Annotated in this window: 14 protein-coding genes; 8 read left to right on the forward strand and 6 right to left on the reverse strand. The window is 62.7% G+C overall.

Annotated elements, in window-relative coordinates; all coding sequences use genetic code 11:
- The first annotated feature begins 10 nt into the window (after positions 1-10).
- The 7 genes from rirA (at position 11) to ACT54B_RS09590 (ending at position 8,246) form a co-directional block, all read left to right on the forward strand.
- Positions 11-472, forward strand: coding sequence for an iron-responsive transcriptional regulator RirA (gene rirA / locus ACT54B_RS09560; protein ID WP_476044504.1), 462 nt, complete (start codon positions 11-13; stop codon positions 470-472).
- Positions 473-903: 431 nt separating this feature from the next.
- Positions 904-2,499: an ABC transporter substrate-binding protein gene (locus ACT54B_RS09565; protein ID WP_476044506.1), complete on the forward strand. Its 1,596-nt coding sequence runs from the start codon at positions 904-906 to the stop codon at positions 2,497-2,499.
- 88 nt (positions 2,500-2,587) lie between these two features.
- Complete coding sequence (locus ACT54B_RS09570) at positions 2,588-3,592, forward strand: ABC transporter permease subunit (protein WP_476044508.1); 1,005 nt, start codon at positions 2,588-2,590, stop codon at positions 3,590-3,592.
- 10 nt (positions 3,593-3,602) lie between these two features.
- Positions 3,603-4,502, forward strand: a complete 900-nt coding sequence (locus ACT54B_RS09575; RefSeq protein ID WP_476044510.1) for an ABC transporter permease subunit — start codon at positions 3,603-3,605, stop codon at positions 4,500-4,502.
- Complete coding sequence (locus ACT54B_RS09580) at positions 4,502-5,506, forward strand: ABC transporter ATP-binding protein (RefSeq protein WP_476044512.1); 1,005 nt, start codon at positions 4,502-4,504, stop codon at positions 5,504-5,506. The genes ACT54B_RS09575 and ACT54B_RS09580 overlap by 1 nt, the downstream gene beginning before the upstream one ends.
- Positions 5,507-5,508: 2 nt before the next feature.
- The gene (locus ACT54B_RS09585; RefSeq protein ID WP_476044514.1) at positions 5,509-6,462 is read left to right on the forward strand and encodes a peptide ABC transporter ATP-binding protein; all 954 of its coding nucleotides are present in this window, start codon (positions 5,509-5,511) and stop codon (positions 6,460-6,462) included.
- Between the two features lie 176 nt (positions 6,463-6,638).
- Positions 6,639-8,246, forward strand: coding sequence for a GMC family oxidoreductase (locus tag ACT54B_RS09590; protein ID WP_476044516.1), 1,608 nt, complete (start codon positions 6,639-6,641; stop codon positions 8,244-8,246).
- Positions 8,247-8,251: 5 nt separating this feature from the next.
- On the opposite strand, the gene ACT54B_RS09595 is transcribed toward ACT54B_RS09590, so the two are convergent.
- From ACT54B_RS09595 to ACT54B_RS09605, 3 genes are all read right to left on the reverse strand, one after another.
- Positions 8,252-8,644 (reverse strand): hypothetical protein, encoded by a 393-nt coding sequence (locus tag ACT54B_RS09595; RefSeq protein ID WP_476044518.1) that lies wholly within the window; start codon positions 8,642-8,644, stop codon positions 8,252-8,254.
- A 99-nt stretch (positions 8,645-8,743) separates the two neighbouring features.
- On the reverse strand, positions 8,744-9,898 hold the full coding sequence (locus ACT54B_RS09600) for an alanine racemase (RefSeq protein WP_476044519.1): 1,155 nt from the start codon (positions 9,896-9,898) through the stop codon (positions 8,744-8,746).
- Positions 9,895-12,354 carry an MFS transporter gene (locus ACT54B_RS09605; RefSeq protein WP_476044520.1) on the reverse strand — a complete coding sequence of 820 codons (2,460 nt, stop codon included), beginning with the start codon at positions 12,352-12,354 and terminating at the stop codon, positions 9,895-9,897. Before ACT54B_RS09605 ends, ACT54B_RS09600 begins: the two co-directional genes overlap by 4 nt.
- A gap of 221 nt (positions 12,355-12,575) precedes the next feature.
- On the opposite strand from ACT54B_RS09605, the gene ACT54B_RS09610 reads away from it, so the two are divergent.
- Positions 12,576-13,214 (forward strand): TetR/AcrR family transcriptional regulator, encoded by a 639-nt coding sequence (locus tag ACT54B_RS09610; RefSeq protein ID WP_476044522.1) that lies wholly within the window; start codon positions 12,576-12,578, stop codon positions 13,212-13,214.
- 6 nt (positions 13,215-13,220) lie between these two features.
- Here the strand turns inward: ACT54B_RS09610 and ACT54B_RS09615 are convergent, their stop codons facing one another.
- The 3 genes from ACT54B_RS09615 to ACT54B_RS09625 all read right to left on the reverse strand — a co-directional run bounded on the left by ACT54B_RS09615 (position 13,221) and on the right by ACT54B_RS09625 (position 17,561).
- Positions 13,221-14,528, reverse strand: coding sequence for an NAD(P)/FAD-dependent oxidoreductase (locus tag ACT54B_RS09615; protein WP_476044523.1), 1,308 nt, complete (start codon positions 14,526-14,528; stop codon positions 13,221-13,223).
- A gap of 2 nt (positions 14,529-14,530) precedes the next feature.
- Entirely contained in the window at positions 14,531-15,892 is a 1,362-nt protein-coding gene (locus ACT54B_RS09620) for a glutamine synthetase family protein (protein ID WP_476044524.1), read from the reverse strand.
- A 415-nt stretch (positions 15,893-16,307) separates the two neighbouring features.
- The gene (locus tag ACT54B_RS09625; protein WP_476044525.1) at positions 16,308-17,561 is read right to left on the reverse strand and encodes an NAD(P)/FAD-dependent oxidoreductase; all 1,254 of its coding nucleotides are present in this window, start codon (positions 17,559-17,561) and stop codon (positions 16,308-16,310) included.
- Between the last annotated feature and the right edge of the window lie 41 nt (positions 17,562-17,602).

Genomic DNA, 17,602 nt, shown 5'->3' on the forward strand with positions numbered 1-17,602 from the left:
AGCGTCCCGCATGCGGCTGACCAAACAGACCAATTATGCCATCCGCATGTTGATGTACTGCGCCGCCAATGAAGGGCACCTGAGCCGTATTCCGGAAATCGCGAAGTCCTACGGCGTTTCGGAACTGTTCCTTTTCAAGATCCTCCAGCCGCTCAGCAAGGCAGGGATCGTGGATACGGTTCGGGGCCGCAATGGCGGCGTCCGGCTGGGGCGTCCGGCCAAGGACATCACCCTCTTTGATGTGGTGAAGGTCACCGAAGACAATTTCGCCATGGCCGAGTGTTTCGAGAATGGCGTGGTCGATTGTCCCCTGGTGGACAGCTGCGGGCTGAATTCCGTCTTGAGCAAGGCGCTGAAGGCGTTCTTCGATGTGCTGGCCGATTATACGATCGACGATATCGTGAAGGCCCGGCCGCAAATCAACTTCCTTCTGGGAATTCCCGGACTGGATGTGGGCCAGCCGGCAGCCTGATCCCCTCGTTTCCGTTTTCTATTCCGATTTCCAAATCGAGCATGTCATCGGCGGGCGGCAGAACAGGCCAGGTTCCTGTTCACCCGTGTCAACTTTAGGGCGCTGGCATCACCTGTGCGCTCCGCCTGAGCGCGCTGTCGCTTTCCGGACAGCCGCAAGCCCCCAAAACACGGGTATGCGGATCGCCTGTTGCATATTCCATTCCGTTAAAATGCGGTGTTCTCCACAGTTTTTGCTGCCTCCGGATGGCGAAAATTTCGCGAAGGAGGCATTTTTGACGGGTAAATTGCTAAATATTTTGTCCAGTATAATTTTTTTAGGCGCCATGTTGCTTTCGGCGATCAAATGTCGTTCCATCGCCGCCTATGACCCCGGGGCGTCGCTCTGAGGGCATAAGCAAGCTCAAAAAGAAAAATCTGGGAACCGACACAATGAAGAAGTTTTCCACTTTGCTCGCCGCGACCGCTCTGGTGTCGCTGATGGCTACCGCCGCTTCCGCCAAGACGCTTGTCTACTGCTCGGAGGCTTCTCCGGAAGGCTTCGACCCCGCCCTCTACACCGGCGGCCAGACCTTCGATGCTGCTTCGCGTACGGTTTACAGCCGCCTCGTCGAGTTCAAGCATGGCGGCACGGAAATCGAGCCGGGTCTCGCTGAAAGCTGGACCGTTTCCGAAGACGGCAAGGAATATACGTTCAAGCTCCGCAAGGGCGTAAAGTTCCAGACCACCGAATTCTTTACGCCGACGCGCGACCTGAACGCCGACGACGTGATCTTCTCCTTCGAGCGTCAGCTCAAGGCCGACAATCCCTGGGCGAAGTATGTGGATGGCGCTGCATGGGAATATGCCGCCGGCATGGGCTTCCCCGAGCTGATCAAGTCCATCGACAAGGTCGATGATCTCACGGTCAAGTTCGTCCTCAACCGTCCGGAAGCGCCGTTCATCGCCAACCTCGGCATGGACTTCGCGTCGATCATGTCCAAGGAATATGCCGACAAGCTCGCCGCCGATGGCAAGATGGGTCAGCTGAACCAGATGCCGCTCGGCACCGGTCCGTTCACCTTCGTCGCCTATCAGCCCGACGCCGTCATCCGTTACAAGGCCAATCCGGATTACTTCGCCGGCAAGCAGCCGATCGACGATCTCGTCTTCGCCATCACCACCGATGCCGCTGTTCGCGTGCAGAAGCTGAAAGCCGGCGAATGCCACGTGGCTCCCTATCCGAACGCTGCCGACGTTCCGGACCTGAAGAAGGACGAGAACCTCACCGTTCTGGAAGGCCCCGGCCTGAACGTGTCCTACCTTGCTTACAACACGACCCAGGCTCCGTTCGACAAGGCTGAAGTCCGTCGTGCGCTGAACCAGGCCGTGAACAAGCAGGCCATCGTCGATGCCGTCTTCCAGGGCGCTGGCCAGGTGGCCAAGAACCCGATCCCGCCGACCATGTGGTCCTATAACGACTCCGTCGAGGACGACAAGTACGATCCGGAAGCCGCCAAGAAGGCGCTCGAAGCCGCTGGCGTCAAGGATCTGAAGATGAAGATCTGGGCGATGCCGGTCTCGCGTCCCTACATGCTCAACGCGCGCCGCGCTGCCGAGCTGATGCAGGCCGATCTGGCAAAGGTAGGCGTCACCGCCGAGATCGTGTCCTACGAGTGGGCCGAATACCTGAAGCTTTCCAAGGACAAGGCCCGTGACGGCGCCGTTATCCTCGGCTGGACCGGCGACAACGGCGATCCGGACAACTTCCTCGACACGTTGCTTGGTTGCGATGCCGTCGGCGGCAACAACCGCGCGCAGTGGTGCAATGAGGAGTTCAACAAGCTGGTGAAGGACGCCAAGGTCACTTCCGACCCGGCAGAACGCACGAAGTTCTACCAGGAAGCCCAGGTTGTCTTCAAGCGCGAGGCTCCGTGGATGACCATCAACCACTCGGTCGTCTCGATCCCGGTATCCAAGAAGGTCACTGGCTTCCAGAACGACCCGCTCGGCATCCACCGCTTCGACGGCGTCGATATCGCCGAATAAGCCACTCAGAGCCATCACCCGGAATGAAGCCGGGTACGTCCGGCGATCGGTTCATCCCGATCGCCGGAACCATTTTGGATAACCGCCCATGCTACGTTTCCTGCTCGGACGCCTTGCGATCCTGATTCCGACCTTTCTCGGAGTTTCGCTGATCGCCTTTTCGTTCATCCGCATGCTCCCTGGCGATCCGGTCATGCTCATGTCCGGTGAGCGCGTGATGTCGGAAGAACGCCACGCCGCCATCATGCACGATCTCGGACTAGACCGGCCTTTGCCCGCTCAGTATTTCAGCTATCTGACCGATGTGCTGACCGGTGATCTCGGCACATCCATCGTGACGAAACGGCCCGTTCTCGGCGAGTTTCTCGCGCTGTTCCCGGCAACGCTCGAACTGTCTCTCTGCGCCATCATTCTTGCGGTCGTCCTGGGGGTCCCCGCCGGCGTCATTGCCGCGGTGAAACGGGGCACCTGGTTCGACCAGTCCATCATGGGCGTGGCACTGGTCGGCTATTCCATGCCGATTTTCTGGTGGGGACTGCTCCTCATCATCTTCTTCTCCGGTTACCTGCAGTGGACGCCGGTGTCCGGGCGCATATCGCTCATGTATTTCTTCCCGCCGGTCACGGGCTTCATGCTGATCGACAGTCTTCTCTCGGGACAGGCCGGGGCTTTCAAGTCGGCGCTGACCTATCTCATCCTGCCCACCATCGTGCTCGGAACCATTCCGCTCGCGGTCATTGCCCGCCAGACCCGGTCCGCCATGCTGGAAGTGCTGGGCGAAGACTACGTCCGCACGGCGAAATCCAAGGGTCTTTCTCCCTACCGGGTCATCGGGGTTCATGCCTTGCGCAATGCGCTGATCCCGGTCATCACGACGATCGGCCTTCAGGTGGGCACCCTTCTTGCCGGTGCCATCCTCACCGAGACCATCTTTTCCTGGCCGGGCATCGGCAAATGGATGGTGGATGCGGTCTTCAAGCGTGACTACGCGGTCGTGCAGGGCGGACTTCTCCTCATCGCCGGCGTGATCATGCTGGTCAATCTGGCCGTGGATGTCACCTATGGCTTCATCAACCCGCGCATCCGGCATTGAGGGCAGGTCCATGAGCACAGCTTCCACCACTCCCAACAAGGGCGGCCATCCCTCGGCGCTCGCCGAATTCTGGCACTATTTCTCCCGGAACAAGGGCGCCGTCATCGGCCTTGTGGTCTTCGTCGTCATCCTGGTCCTGGCCATCCTTGCGCCGGTCTTCGCCCCGCACAGCCCGAGCGAACAAAATCGCGCCGCCTTGCTTCTCGTTCCGTCCTGGAGCGAGGGCGGCAACACGAGCTATCTGCTCGGAACCGATGCGGTCGGTCGTGACATCCTGTCCCGCCTGATCTACGGCGCGCGGTTTTCCCTGTTCATCGGCCTCGTGGTCGTCACGCTTTCGGTTGTCTCGGGCGTTCTGATCGGCCTCGTTGCGGGCTATTTCGGCGGCCGCGTGGACATGGTGATCATGCGCATCATGGACATCATCCTGGCCTTCCCGTCGCTGCTGCTGGCGCTGGTGCTGGTGGCGGTACTCGGGCCGGGCCTGTTGAACGCGATGATCGCCATCTCGCTGGTCAATCAGCCGCATTTCGTCCGGCTCACCCGCGCTTCAGTCCTGTCGGAACGGGAGAAGGAATATGTGATTGCATCCAAGGTCGCCGGCGCCGGCACGCTTCGGATCATGTTCCTGACCATTTTGCCGAACTGTCTCGGGCCGTTGATCGTGCAGGCGACGCTTGCCTTCTCGGCGGCGATCCTCGACGCCGCGGCGCTCGGCTTCCTGGGCATGGGCGCCCAGCCGCCGACACCGGAATGGGGCACCATGCTTGCCGAAGCCCGCGAATTCATCCAGCGCGCGCCCTGGGTCGTCACCTTCCCGGGCCTGGCGATTCTTGTCACCGTTCTCGCCATCAATCTGATGGGCGATGGGCTGCGCGATGCCCTTGACCCGAAGCTGAAGAGGTCGTGATGGCACTTCTCGAAATCCAGAATCTCACCGTCGAATTCCAGACCGCCTCCGGTCTCTTCCGTGCGGTGGACAATGTTTCGCTCTCCTGCGACCGCGGCGAGATCCTCTCCATCGTCGGCGAATCCGGCTCGGGCAAATCGGTGTCGATGCTGGCTCTCATGGGCCTCCTGCCCTGGACGGCGAAGATCACCGCCGACAAGCTTGCCTTCGACGGCAAGGACCTGATCGGCCTTTCGCCCCGCCAGCGCCGCAACATCATCGGCAAGGACATGGCGATGATCTTCCAGGAGCCGATGTCGAGCCTCAATCCCTGCTTCACGGTGGGCTTCCAGCTGGGCGAGACGCTGCGCATCCATATGGGGCTGAACCGCAAGGAACGCCGCGAACGCTCGATCGAGCTGCTGAAGCTCGTCGGCATTCCGGCCCCGGAAGAGCGCCTCTCCAACTTCCCGCACCAGATGTCGGGCGGCATGAGCCAGCGCGTGATGATCGCCATGGCGCTGGCTTGCAATCCGAAGCTGCTGATCGCTGACGAGCCCACCACGGCGCTCGACGTGACCATCCAGGCCCAGATCCTCGATCTGCTCGTCCGCCTCCAGAAGGAGCACGGCATGGCGCTGGTGCTGATCACCCATGATATGGGCGTGGTGGCCGAAACCGCGCATCGCGTACAGGTGCAATATGCCGGGCAGAAGGTCGAGGAGCAGCCGGTCGGCCAGCTCTTTGCCGATCCGCACCATCCCTATACGGCAGCCCTGCTGGCAGCGCTTCCGGAGCGGGCGGTGGCGGGCCAGAAGCTGCCCTCGATCGCCGGCGTCGTTCCCGGCCAGCATGACCGCCCGACGGGCTGTCTCTTCGCGCCGCGCTGCGCCTTCGTTCAGCCCGACTGCCACAAGGGCGCCACCCGTCAGGGCAAGGAGCTCGGCGAAGCGCTCTGCAACTATCCGCTGGTGAAGGGCGTGCCGCTCCATCATCCGGCCGCTGCCGTTACCGAAGGAGCATGAGGATGAGCCAGGCTGTCCTTGAAGCGAAAGATCTGGCCCGCCACTATTCCGTCCGTCGCGGGCTGTTCAAGCCTGATGCAACGGTGCGGGCCCTGAACGGCGTGTCCTTCGAACTCTATTCCGGCAAGACGCTGGCCGTGGTGGGCGAATCCGGTTGCGGCAAGTCCACGCTTGCCCGGCTGATCACCATGATCGAGGATCCCTCCGCCGGGACGCTGTTGATCGACGGCAAGCCGGCCCGTGTGGGTGACATGGCCTTGCGCAGCCAGGTGCAGATCGTCTTCCAGAACCCCTATGGCTCGCTGAACCCGCGCCAGAAGGTTGGCTCGATCCTGGAAGAGCCGTTGAAGATCAACACGTCCGACGATGCCGCCACCCGCCGCCGCAAGGCGGAGGAGATGATGGCCAAGGTGGGTCTGCGCCCCGAGCACTACGACCGCTATCCGCACATGTTCTCCGGCGGTCAGCGCCAGCGTATCGCCATCGCCCGGGCACTGATGCTGCGTCCGAAGGTGCTGGTGCTCGACGAGCCGGTGTCCGCGCTCGATCTGTCGATCCAGGCCCAGGTGCTGAACCTGCTGATGGACTTGCAGAAGGAAATGGGCCTCGCCTATCTCTTCATCAGCCATGGCCTCTCCGTCGTTCGTCACATCGCCGATGAGGTCATGGTGATGTATCTCGGCAAGCCGGTGGAAACGGGCATGGCCGAAGAGGTTTTCGAACGGCCGCGGCACCCCTATACGGCCGCGCTCCTTTCGGCCACGCCGATCGCCGATCCCGCGCGCGCCAAGAACCGCATCCGGTTGCAGGGCGAATTGCCGTCGCCCCTGAAGCCGCCGCCCGGCTGTCCGTTCAATCCGCGCTGCTGGAAGGCCACCGATGTCTGCCGGGGAGACATGCCGCCGCTCGAAGGCAGCGAAACCCATCGCTTCGCCTGCTATCATCCGCTCGACTGACGAAACCCGATAGCACCACCTTCTGAAAGCCGCGCCCCCAGCGCGGCTTTTTCTGTTTGACCGCAGGAAGCTGTCGATGGTCCGAAAATTCAAATTCACAAAGCCGGAATTCTTCAATACTCTTCCGTTTACGGAAGATGCGGGAAGGGGAGCCCGCATCCGGCGGAGGGCAATTCATGTTCGATTATGTGATCGTTGGCGGTGGTTCAGCGGGCGCGGTTTTGGCTGCGCGGCTCAGCGAGGATCCGAAGATCCGGGTCTGCCTTCTGGAGGCCGGGGGCGACGGACGCAGTCTCCTGATGCGCGTGCCGATGGCGGCGGCAGCCATTGTTCCCGGCCATGTCACGTCCATGAACTGGGGTTTCGAAACCGTGCCGCAGCGGGGTCTGGGCGGCCGGCGCGGCTACCAGCCGCGCGGCAAGGGGCTTGGCGGGTCGAGCTCGGTCAATGCGATGCTCTATATCCGCGGCCACCGATCCGATTATGACGGCTGGGCGGCAAAAGGCTGCACCGGATGGACCTTTAACGAGGTCCTTCCCTATTTCCTGAAGGCGGAGGACAACGAGAGGGGTGAGGGGCCGCTGCATGCCACGGGTGGGCCCCTGCAGGTGGCGGATGCGCCCTGGACGCGCGCCATCAATCAGGACTTCATCGCGGCAGCGGAGCGCAACGGCATTCCCCGCAATCCCGATTTCAACGGCGAGACGCAGGAAGGGGCCGGCGTCTACCAGGTCACCCAGTTCTGGCACGGCCCCCGGCTCGGAGAGCGCTGTTCCACGGCGGCGGCCTACCTGCACCCGGTGATGGACCGCCCCAATCTGGAAGTGGTCACCGGCGCCCATGCCGAGAAGGTGCTGTTCGAAGACGGCCGCGCAAGCGGTGTCCGCTATCGCCGGGGACGCGAGCGGGTGGAGGTCCGGGCAGGTCGAGAGGTCATCCTCTCTGCCGGCGCATTCCTCTCGCCGCAGCTGCTGATGCTGTCCGGTATCGGCCCGGCTGCCGATCTGGCCGCCCTGGGCATCGAACCGGTCGCCCATAGCCCCGAGGTCGGGCGCAATCTGCAGGATCACCTGGACTTCACCCTCTGGTACAAGGCGGCAAGCAAGGATCTTCTGGCGCTGGCCCCGGGCTCCCTGCTGGCCATGACGGGCGCCATGGGCGAATGGCGGCGGAGCGGAACGGGCAAGCTGCGCACCACGTTTGCGGAAAGCGGCGCTTTCTTTCGCAGCCGCGAGGATCTGGAAAGACCGGATATCCAGCTGCATTTCCTCATCTCGCTCGTGGACGACCATGCGCGCAAGCTGCACATGGGCTATGGCTATTCCTGCCATGCCTGCGTGCTGCGTCCCTGGTCGCGGGGCGAGGTCCGGCTTGCCAGTCCGCATGCGGAGGATGCCCCGCTGATCGATCCGCGTTTTCTCTGGGACGAACGGGATCAGCAGGCCCTGCTGGACGGCGCGAAGAAGATGCGGGCAATCATGGAAACCGATCCGTTGCGGCAGCACGTGAAAGCGGAACTGAATCCCGCCGGACGGGAGGATGAGGCCCTTCTCAATGCCATACGTAACCGGTCGGATACGATCTACCATCCTGTCGGCACGTGCCGCATGGGAGGAGACGCCCAGTCTGTGGTCGATCCCCAGCTGCGGGTCAGAGGGGTGACGGGCTTGCGGGTCGTTGACGCTTCGGTGATGCCCAGCCTGATCGGGGGCAACACCAATGCGCCGACCATCATGATCGCCGAAAAGGCCGCCGACATGATCCGGGCGGCCTTCGGCGCCTGACCGACTTACTCGACCGAAAGGTCAAAGTTTTCCGATACGTAACGGCTGCCGGAACCATCCTCATAGGCGGGCATGGTTGCGCCGACCGAGAAGGAATCCGAACCGGTAAAGCCACGATCCGGGCTGTAGAACACGCGCAGAGATTTGGCGTGCTTGCCATTGCACGTGCCGTACTCCTCGGTGAGCGTGATGCTCATCCACTTGAAGGTCACCTTGCCGTGCTTCGGTTCCTTGCTGACCTTGCCCTTCGGCTTGCCGATGGTCTGGCAATTGTCGTCCAGATTGGTGAAGTCGATCATAGCCGAGCTTTCGCCCGCCGGAACGCTGATGGTTTCGGCCCGTGCCACGGTCGCGGAGAGGGCGATCAGAGCGGCGAGAACGAGTGTGCCTTTGCGCATGTGTGCTTCCTTTCACGGATGGAATGGCAGATCCATGTCAGGAATTCCCCCGCTTGTCCGGTCAAAAATCCACTTGTGGTCGACATATTCTGGGTGGATTCAACCAGTGGGAAGTGGCCGCCACCACTCGACAATTTCTCCGTCTGCATAGACGGCCAGAGGGCCGAACTGTTGCAGCACGGCTTCGCTCTGGGTGGGACGCCAGAACACCAGATCGTCGGGCGCAAGAGCGGAGGTTGCGGGGATGGTCAGGAATTGCTGGTTCGAGGATTTGCCCCAGACCCGATTTTCCCGGACGCCGGGTGGATGGACGGGGCGGGCCATCCATGCGCCGCCGTAAATGTAGCAGCAGCGTTTCGGATAGAGGCCCATGCGTTTCAGCAAGACCGACAGCGCTTCCGGGCCCGGCACCTGGGCCGGTCCGACCTTCAGCACCGGCGTGGCGATGAAGACGGCCGGTTCGAAACCGGAAAGGCCCGGCCGGTCGAAATCCGAAGGCAGCAGGAAGCCGGACCCTGCCGAAAAGTCGTTCGCGCGCGTATTCGCGCCATAGAGCCGAAGCGTCTTGCTGCCGCCCGTATTGAGGATCTGTCTTTCGGCCGGCTCCAGACAGGCCAGAAAAGCATCGAACCGCTGCGTCACCCGGGCCTGCTCGGACCGTGCGCCGGGCAATTCGGCAATATGCGCCTCGTAGCCCATCACGCCTTCGATCTGGAACGCCGATGCGGATCTCGCCACCTCCAGAAGCGCCCGGAACGCTTCCGGCGAGGCCAAGCCGCCCCGGCGCACGCCCGCATCCACCTCGAAGGCAATGCGGAAGCGCACCCGCAATCTCTGCGCCAGTATCCGGTATTGCTCCAGCCGCTCGGCCGTGTCGATCAGCCAGACCGTGCGCAGCAGCAGACCCTCGCGGACAGCACCATGGGTGTCATTCAAGGCCTCTTCCACCGCGGCCACCGGCATTGGCTTGCCGAACAGCAGTTCCGCCCCGGAATAGGTTTCGAGCATGCGGCAACTGACGGGCAGATGAAAGGTCATCAACCGGTGCGTTCCGGTCCGCGCCAGGATTCTCGAGATCAGCGGGAGGCAGGGCAGGGACTTGTCGACGATCCGCAAGTGCGCACCATCCGGCAGTCCTGCCGTCATGCGGTCGATATTCCTGTCCAGCCTGTCCCGGTCGATGACCAGCACCGGCCGATGGGCGCCGGCGCGTTTCAGTGCCTCGCCCAGCCTGTCGAAATAGGCGGCGGTCATCGCGCAATACCCAGCAGGTCTCGCATATAGGGGGTCAGGAACCGGCCTTCCGGGTCGAACTCGCGACGCACCTCAAGCGCTTCCCGGAAGCGGGGATAGAGCTGGACGAAATCGGCGCCTTTGAGATTGTGCATCTTGCCCCAGTGCGGCCGTCCGTCATAGCGGCGGAAGACGTCCTCGGCCGCGCGCATGAAGGCGACCGGGTCTTCCCCTGCATCGTGATGCACGGCAATGGAACAGGTCTCTCGCCGGTAGAACGGGCTCAACCAGAATTCATCCGGCGCGACAGCCCGGACTTCCATCGGGAAATACACTTCGGGAAAACGTGTTTCGGCAAGCCTTATGATCTCGCGGAGGGCAGGGGCCCCTGCTTCGAAGGGCAGGTGATATTCCATCTCGTTGAAACGGGTTCGCCGGTCGCTGGCATAGCCGTTCTGCCATTCCTGCACATAATCTTCGGGGGGCACCCGGCGCAACGCGGTCCCGATCAGTTTCCGTCGCAGCCAGGGGGCTCGCAGAAGGCTGCTTCTCAGCGCCTTTAGGATGGCAAGCGACTCCTCGTCATCCTCGGTAGGGCGCTCGGTCGGTGGGGCATCGGTGAGGTCGATGGTGGAGAGCAGCGCATGGCCTGAGAAGGGAATGAAATAGAATTCCGCGGAGCGGTGGCCGCGCATGAAGGCTTCGAAGCCGGACAGAACCTCCTCGATGGGCACGATCTTGCGCCGCCGCCGCAAGCGATAGGCGGGCATGTTCTGGATGGTGACCTCCGTCAGCGCACCGAACATGCCGAGCGTGACGCCGGTTGCATGCAGAAGGTCCTGATCGGTATCGCGCCGGATTTGCCGAAGCCGGCCCTCTCCGTCCACCAGGGTCATGTCGAGCAACTGCGTATGGTAGGCCCCGAGACCGAGCCCGGAGCCGTGGGTCGCCGTTCCCAGCGCCCCGGCAAAGGCCTGCTTGTCGATGTCGCCCATGTTGGGCAGCCCCTGGCCGATGCCGGCCAGCAGGCCGGTAAGCGCTCCAAGCCGGGTTTGCGCCCCGATCGTAGCCGTGTGTCGTTCCGCATCGTATGCCTTCAGCCCTGCGAAGGCGGAGAGATCGAGAAGCGTGCCGGACGTCGCCACAAGCGGGGTGAAGGAGTGGCCGGAGCCGGCAATCCGCACCGGCCCGGACGCAGTCCGGATCGTCTGCGCCAGATGATCGAGCGTGTCGGGGCATAAAACCGCCTGGGGATTGGCCGTCACCGAACCGGACCAGTTGCTCCAGCCGGGCGCCGTTCTCGAAGCGATGAGGGCATCGTTGGCACGACGGGCAAGCAGAGACCGGAACCGCCAAAGCGCGGCGAGGCTGAGCAGCAGACATGCCGCCCCGAAGACCGGCACCGCGCCCGCATTTTCGCCGTCGAGAAACAGCGAGGCCCCCACCGGCCCCAGTGCCGCGCCGAAAAGCTGGGCTGCTGGCACCAGCAGCGCGGTCGAGCGGCTGTCATCGGCGAGCACCGTAAGCCCGATCTGGAAGGGGGTGACGAACAGCCAGATGAAACCGGTCGCCAGCACGGCGAAACCGAACAGCATCCAGCCCGGATGCAGCAGGAAGAGCCCGCAAAGCGCCAGACTGGCAAGGATGGAAAGCGTCACTGCGGGCATCGTCAACCGCCCGCCGGAGAGCCCGGTCGCAAGGGAAGCGCCGATCACCTGTGCCGCAAGGCTGGCGCTGACCATCAGGCCCACGTCAGTCCCTGAAATGCCGCTGGCCAGCCCGATCGGTTCCAGGAAGGCCCAGATCGCTCCGATGAACAGAAAAAACAGGAAAATGGAAAGCAGCGCCATGCCGGACAGACGGTTGAGGAAACCGACACCGCCGGATTTCTGCGTCAGGGGCGGATAGGCGGCGGGCAAAAACGGGACGGCGGCGAGGGAAGCGACCGAGATGACGCCCAGCGTCATGAACCCCGCAGGAGATCCGTAGACAGGCAGAAGATAGAGCGAGAATGCCAGCGCGAGCAGGCATTGCGCGACCGTCTGGAGGATGACGAACATGCCTCCGCTGCGTTCGGGGACCGGCGATCGGGCGATCATCTCCGCAGCGATCGCGACAAGGCCGCCCTCTGCAAGGCCTGCCAGCAGACGGAACAGGATGAAGGTCGAAACCGACCCGCTGCTGGCCGTCAGCCCATCGAACAGGGCGGTTGCCAGCAGGAAAATCACGGCCTGCCGCCGCACCCCTCGTTTCCAGAAAGCCGCGATGGCCGAGGCAATCCCAAGGGCAATGATTTCCAGCGTAGCCGCAATCGCCAGCTCGTCGAAACTCAGCCGCCCCTCCGTAAAGACCGCTCCGAGCAGGATCGGTTGCAGGCCCAGGATCAGCAAGCCAACCGAACCGGTCCAGAGTGCAGCCCAGCGAGCACCGGAGCCGGCGCTCTCCATCGTCAAGACGTGAAGCCCTGCTTGTTGCATGTCGATCCCCCAAATATCCCATGATCAGCATAATCAAAAATCTGACACAGTATCAACTATTCTCTTCATGACTGAATTTTCGCCGCGAAGATGACTTTTGCGTGCAAATCTCTGCATAAAACGAATAATCTGCATTCCAGGCGGGAAAAGGTTCTTCCAATCTTCACCGACTTTTTTCAAGAAGGGCATGGCGGTGGGGTGACCGCAAGGGGGACGGATGCATGACGGAACTGGAGGGGATGGCGGGACCCTCCCTGCTGCGGCGCTTGCCGAAGCAGGAGCGATCACGTGAGAGGGTAGACGAGATCCTGAATGTCGCGATCCGGTTGATCGGCGAGAAAGGGATCGATGCGGTCACGATGAAGGAGGTCGCGCAGCTCTCCGGCGGGCCTATTGCTTCCGTTTACCAGTATTTTCCGAACAAGTCGGCGATCATCGCCACGCTCTATGAGCGCTACAACCGGAATGTGGCGGCCCTGATCACCGAGGCGCTGGCGGATATCAATTCGATTGCCCGGCTGCACAAGGCGGTGGACCAGATGCTGGCGCGCTATACGCGCATGATGCGTCAGAACCCGCCCTTGCTCGATCTGGTCAACGCGGTCCATGCGGACAAGAAGCTCCAGTATCTCGACATCGAGGAGACCAACAAGCTGGTCGGCGAGTTCTTCGATGCGACGGCCCATCTCTTTCCCGAGGCGGGCCGCCTCCAGTATCGGCGAACACTGTTCCTGCTGGTCCAGCTTGCCAGTTCCACGGTGCGCATGTGCTTTGCCATGGACCGGCAGGAGGGGGACGCGCTCATCCAGGAATTCGGCAATGTGGTCCATCTCCAGATCGACCGCATCGCCGTGTCCTGACCTCGGTCAGATGCCAAGCTTGTCGCGCAGGCCGTAATACCAGGCGCCCAGCGCCGTCAGCGGCACCCGGAAGGCCTTGCCTCCGGGGAAGGGGAAGTTCGGCAGCGACGACCAGACATCGAACCGTTCCGCATGCCCTGCAACCGCCTCGCCCAGGATCTTTCCGAGCAGATGGGTGGTGGTCACGCCGTGGCCGCTGTCGCCATGGCTGAAATAGACGGTGGGCGAAAGCCGGCCCATATGCGGGATGCGCGAGAGCGTCAGCGCGAAATTGCCGCTCCAGGCATAATCGATGCGCACATTGCCGAGTTCCGGGAAGGTCTTCAGCATGTTCGGCCGGATCTTGCCGGTCAGGGTCTTCGGATCATGGCCGCCATAGACGATGCCGCCGCCATAGAGCAGCCGGTTGTCGGCGGTGCGGCGGTAGTAGTCGAGCACGTAATTGGCATCCTCGACACAGTAATCGGCGGGCAGCAGGCCTTCGATCAGCGCCTTCGGCAGCGGCTCCGTCGCCATGACCTGCGAGGAAACCGGCATCATGCGGTCGCCGATGGCAGGCAGCAGCGAGCCCAGATAGGCATTGCCGCAGACAAGCACATAGTTGCAGGCGACCGAGCCTTTCTCCGTACGAACCACCGGCTTCGGTCCCTGATCCACGGCAATGACCCGGCTGTTTTCGTAGATGACGCCGCCCAGCGCCTCCACGGCCCGGGCCTCGCCCAGCACCAGGTTCAGCGGATGGATATGGCCGCCGAGCCGGTCGATCATGCCGCCCGCATAGACATGGGTCTTTGCGTAACGGCCGACTTCCGATGCGGACACCATTTCGAGGCCCGTATGGCCGTGCTTTTCCCAATGGCGGCGCACGGCATCCATTTCGCGGATCTGCTTGTCGGTAAAGGCGCCGAAGAAGCCCCCATGGCGCAGGTCGCAGTCGATGGCATATTTGGCGATGCGCTCGCGGATGATGTTGCCGCCTTCGAGCGACATCCGGCCGAGCTCCACGGCCTTGGTCGGGCCATAACGCTTGGCGATGGTTTCGAGATCGCGGCTGTAGCCATTGACGATCTGGCCGCCATTGCGTCCCGATGCGCCGAAGCCGATGCGGGTGCCTTCGAGAACGACGACGCGGAAGCCCCGTTCGGACAGTTCCAGGGCGGCGGAAATGCCGGTGAAACCCGCCCCGACGATGCAGACATCGGTTTCGATCGAGGCTTCCAGCGTCGGGCGCACGCGCTGGTCGTTGGCGGAAGCGGCATACCAGGTTGCGGCATGGCCGGGATTGGTGCTGATGGAAGAAAGATGAACATTCATGATCAGACGGTCCTGATATAGGCGTCGTATTCGACGTCGGTCACACGGAGGGAAAATTCGGAAAGTTCCTGCTGCTTGCAGGCGGTGTAGAGCGCCCGGTATTCGGGCGAGAGCGTCGCATAGGCGAAGGAGGACTTGGCGAAACGCTGGAGCGAGTAGTCCCAGTTGGTCGGCAGCGGCTCGTGATTGATCGCGTGGTCGTCGCCGGAAATGGCGCCACCCGGATTGTGCTTTTCCTTCATGCCCGTGAGCGCGCCGTTGAGGATCATCGCCAGCACCAGATAGGGATTGGTATCGGCGCCGGCCACGCGATGCTCGATGCGGGTGGCGGGCTTGGAGGAGGTGATGACCCGTACCGCCGCCGAGCGGTTGTCGAAGCCCCAGGAAGCATAGGTCGGGGCATGTTCCGAAGGGCGAAGACGCCGGTAGGAATTGGCGTGCGGGGCGAAGATCGCCATGCTCTCACCCATATTGGCGAGAAGCCCGCCCACCGAATGCATCAGCACATCGGCCGGCTTGTCGGTCTCGCTCACATAGATGTTGCGGCCATGCTCGTCGAGGACCGAGAAATGCACATGCATGCCCGAGCCCGCCTGCGTGCCATAGGGCTTGGCCATGAAGGTGGCGTCGAGATCGTGCTTGCGGGCCACCCCCTTGACGATGCGCTTCAGAAGCACCGCATAATCCGCCGCCTGCAGCGCATCCGGCACATGGTTGAGATTGATTTCGTACTGTCCGGGCCCGTTTTCGCGCAGAACCGTATCGGCCGGCACGCCCTGCGCCTTCGCGGCCCGGGCAATGTCCATGAACACGTGTTCGAGATCCTGCAGCTCGGAGATGGATAGCACCTGCGTCTGGCTCGCATGCCAGCGGCCTTCGCGGCTATGCGGCGGGCGGACCGGGTCGAGCGCATTGCGCACGGGATCGATCAGGTAGAACTCCAGCTCGGTCGCGACCACAGGTGTCAGCTTCGCCTCGGAAAAGCGCTTCAGCACCTGGGCGAGCACCTGACGGGGATCGGCAAAGTAGCCGGAGCCGTCTGTATTCTTCATGCCGAGCAAGACCTGTGCGGTCGGGCGGTCCAGCCAGTCCACCCGGGCGAGCGTGCCGGGAACCGGAAAGCAGAGGCCATCCGGGTCGCCCGTGCCCTCGGCAAGACCGGCCGCGTTCACGTCCCGGCCCCAGCAGTCCAGCGCATAGACGGAACGGGGAATGGCCATGCCCTTGGTCAGCACATCCAGCGCCCTTTCGCGGGGAATCCACTTGCCACGGGGAACGCCATTCACATCGATTACAAAAGCTTCCAGGACCTCCAGGTCCGGGTTGTCGCGCAGAAAGGCCTGCGCCTCGGTCGCAAAATCCATAAGTCACCAGATTGATTGATGGGCAAAAGACCGGTTCGCGCGGGGCACAGCGTCGCCATGACCGGGCAAAGCCCGGTTCAAGACGGTCGTTTGAAGAAAACGGATGCCATGCGCGCCGACGCCGGTCCGCGTCAGCGGTCAGGAGCTTGAGCTAAGCTAACGGTCGCCACTTTCGTGGGCGAAATGCAAGAAGCGGATCATCGTCTCTTGTGCCCGGCCAGGCCTGAAAAGGCCGCTCGGGGTTCCCGGTTTTTCTTGTCGGTGAATGTCTCATATACCGGTTTTTGCCCGAAAACCAGCCATAAACCGCCATTTTCTGGCAATGAGCAAGCTCCGCACCCTTGAGCGCAGCGCACAAGTGGCTGATTCCCTTGGGCTTAATCGATCAAATCGGGAGGCTGCCAAAAGCTGCGGTTCAGGGGCGGAAACGCTCCGGACGGAAGGCGCTCGCCTCCACGAAAGGTGTTTCGCCGGCCATCATTTCCGCCAGCAGACGCCCCGTAACCGGACCCAGCGTCAGGCCGTGATGGGCGTGGCCGAAGGCAAACCACAGATGCTCGTGCCGCGGCGCCTTGCCGATGACGGGCATCATGTCGGGTGTGCAGGGGCGTGCCCCCATCCATGGTTCGGGATCCAGGCGTCTGCCGAGCGGGAAGACGGTGCGTGCGACGGCTTCGGCGCGCTCCAGCTGCACCGGCGATTTCGGCGCGTCGCGGTCGGCGAATTCCGCACCGGTGGTCAGGCGAATACCCTGGCTCATCGGCGCGAGGAAGTAGCCGCGTTCCGCATCCATGGTCCAGTCGTTCAGCACCGCATTGCCTTCGGCAGCATAATGCATGTGATAGCCGCGCTTGATGCCATGCGGGAAGCGATAGCCAAGGGCAGCCGTGATTTCCTTTGCCCAGGGGCCGAGCGCCAGCACCGCCTCTTCGGCCTCCACCGTGCCCTCTGCGGTTTCCACCCGCCAGCCGCGGCCATTGAGACTGCGTTGCAGCGTGGTCGCTTCGCCCTTCAGGAAGCGGCCGCCAAGGCTTTCGAGCAGTTTCACATAGGCCTGGGTCAGCTGGAGCGGGCTCAGCACCGTCCAGGGCTCCAGCCAGCGGAGGGCACCGACGAAACCGGGCTTGATATGGGGTTCGGAGCGGGCAAGGGCGGCGCCATCCAGCGCCTCGTAGCCGACGCCGAATTCCTGCCGCCACAGTTCGGCCTGCGCCAGCTCGGTATCGCGCACCTTCTCGGTGCGAAAGGCCTTTTGCCAGCCCCGTTTGCCGATCAGGGCCTCGGCCCCTGCCGCCTTGATGAGGTCTTCGTGCTCGGAAATGGAATTCTCGATCAGCGGCGCATAGGCAAGGGCGATGGCCCTGTGGCGGGCGGGTGCGGAATTCCACCAGTAGCGCATGAGAAAGGGCGTTGCGGCGGGCAAGGCGGTGGCATGGTAATGCGCATCGATGCGATTGTTCAGCATGTAGCGGATGAGAAGCCCTATTTCCCGCGGGAAGCCGTAGGGCACCACGCCTTCACGCTGGATCAGGCCGGCATTGCCGTAGGAGGTTTCCTCGCCGGGATTGCGCCGGTCCACCAGCGTCACGTCGAAGCCGCGCCGCTGCAAGTGCACCGCGACCGACACACCGACAATACCCGCTCCCAGAACCAGCGCCGATTTCGCCATTTTACCCGTCCCATGCATGATGACGCGCGGAAATTGCCCAG

This window comes from Gellertiella sp. DMC107 (assembly GCF_056313605.1).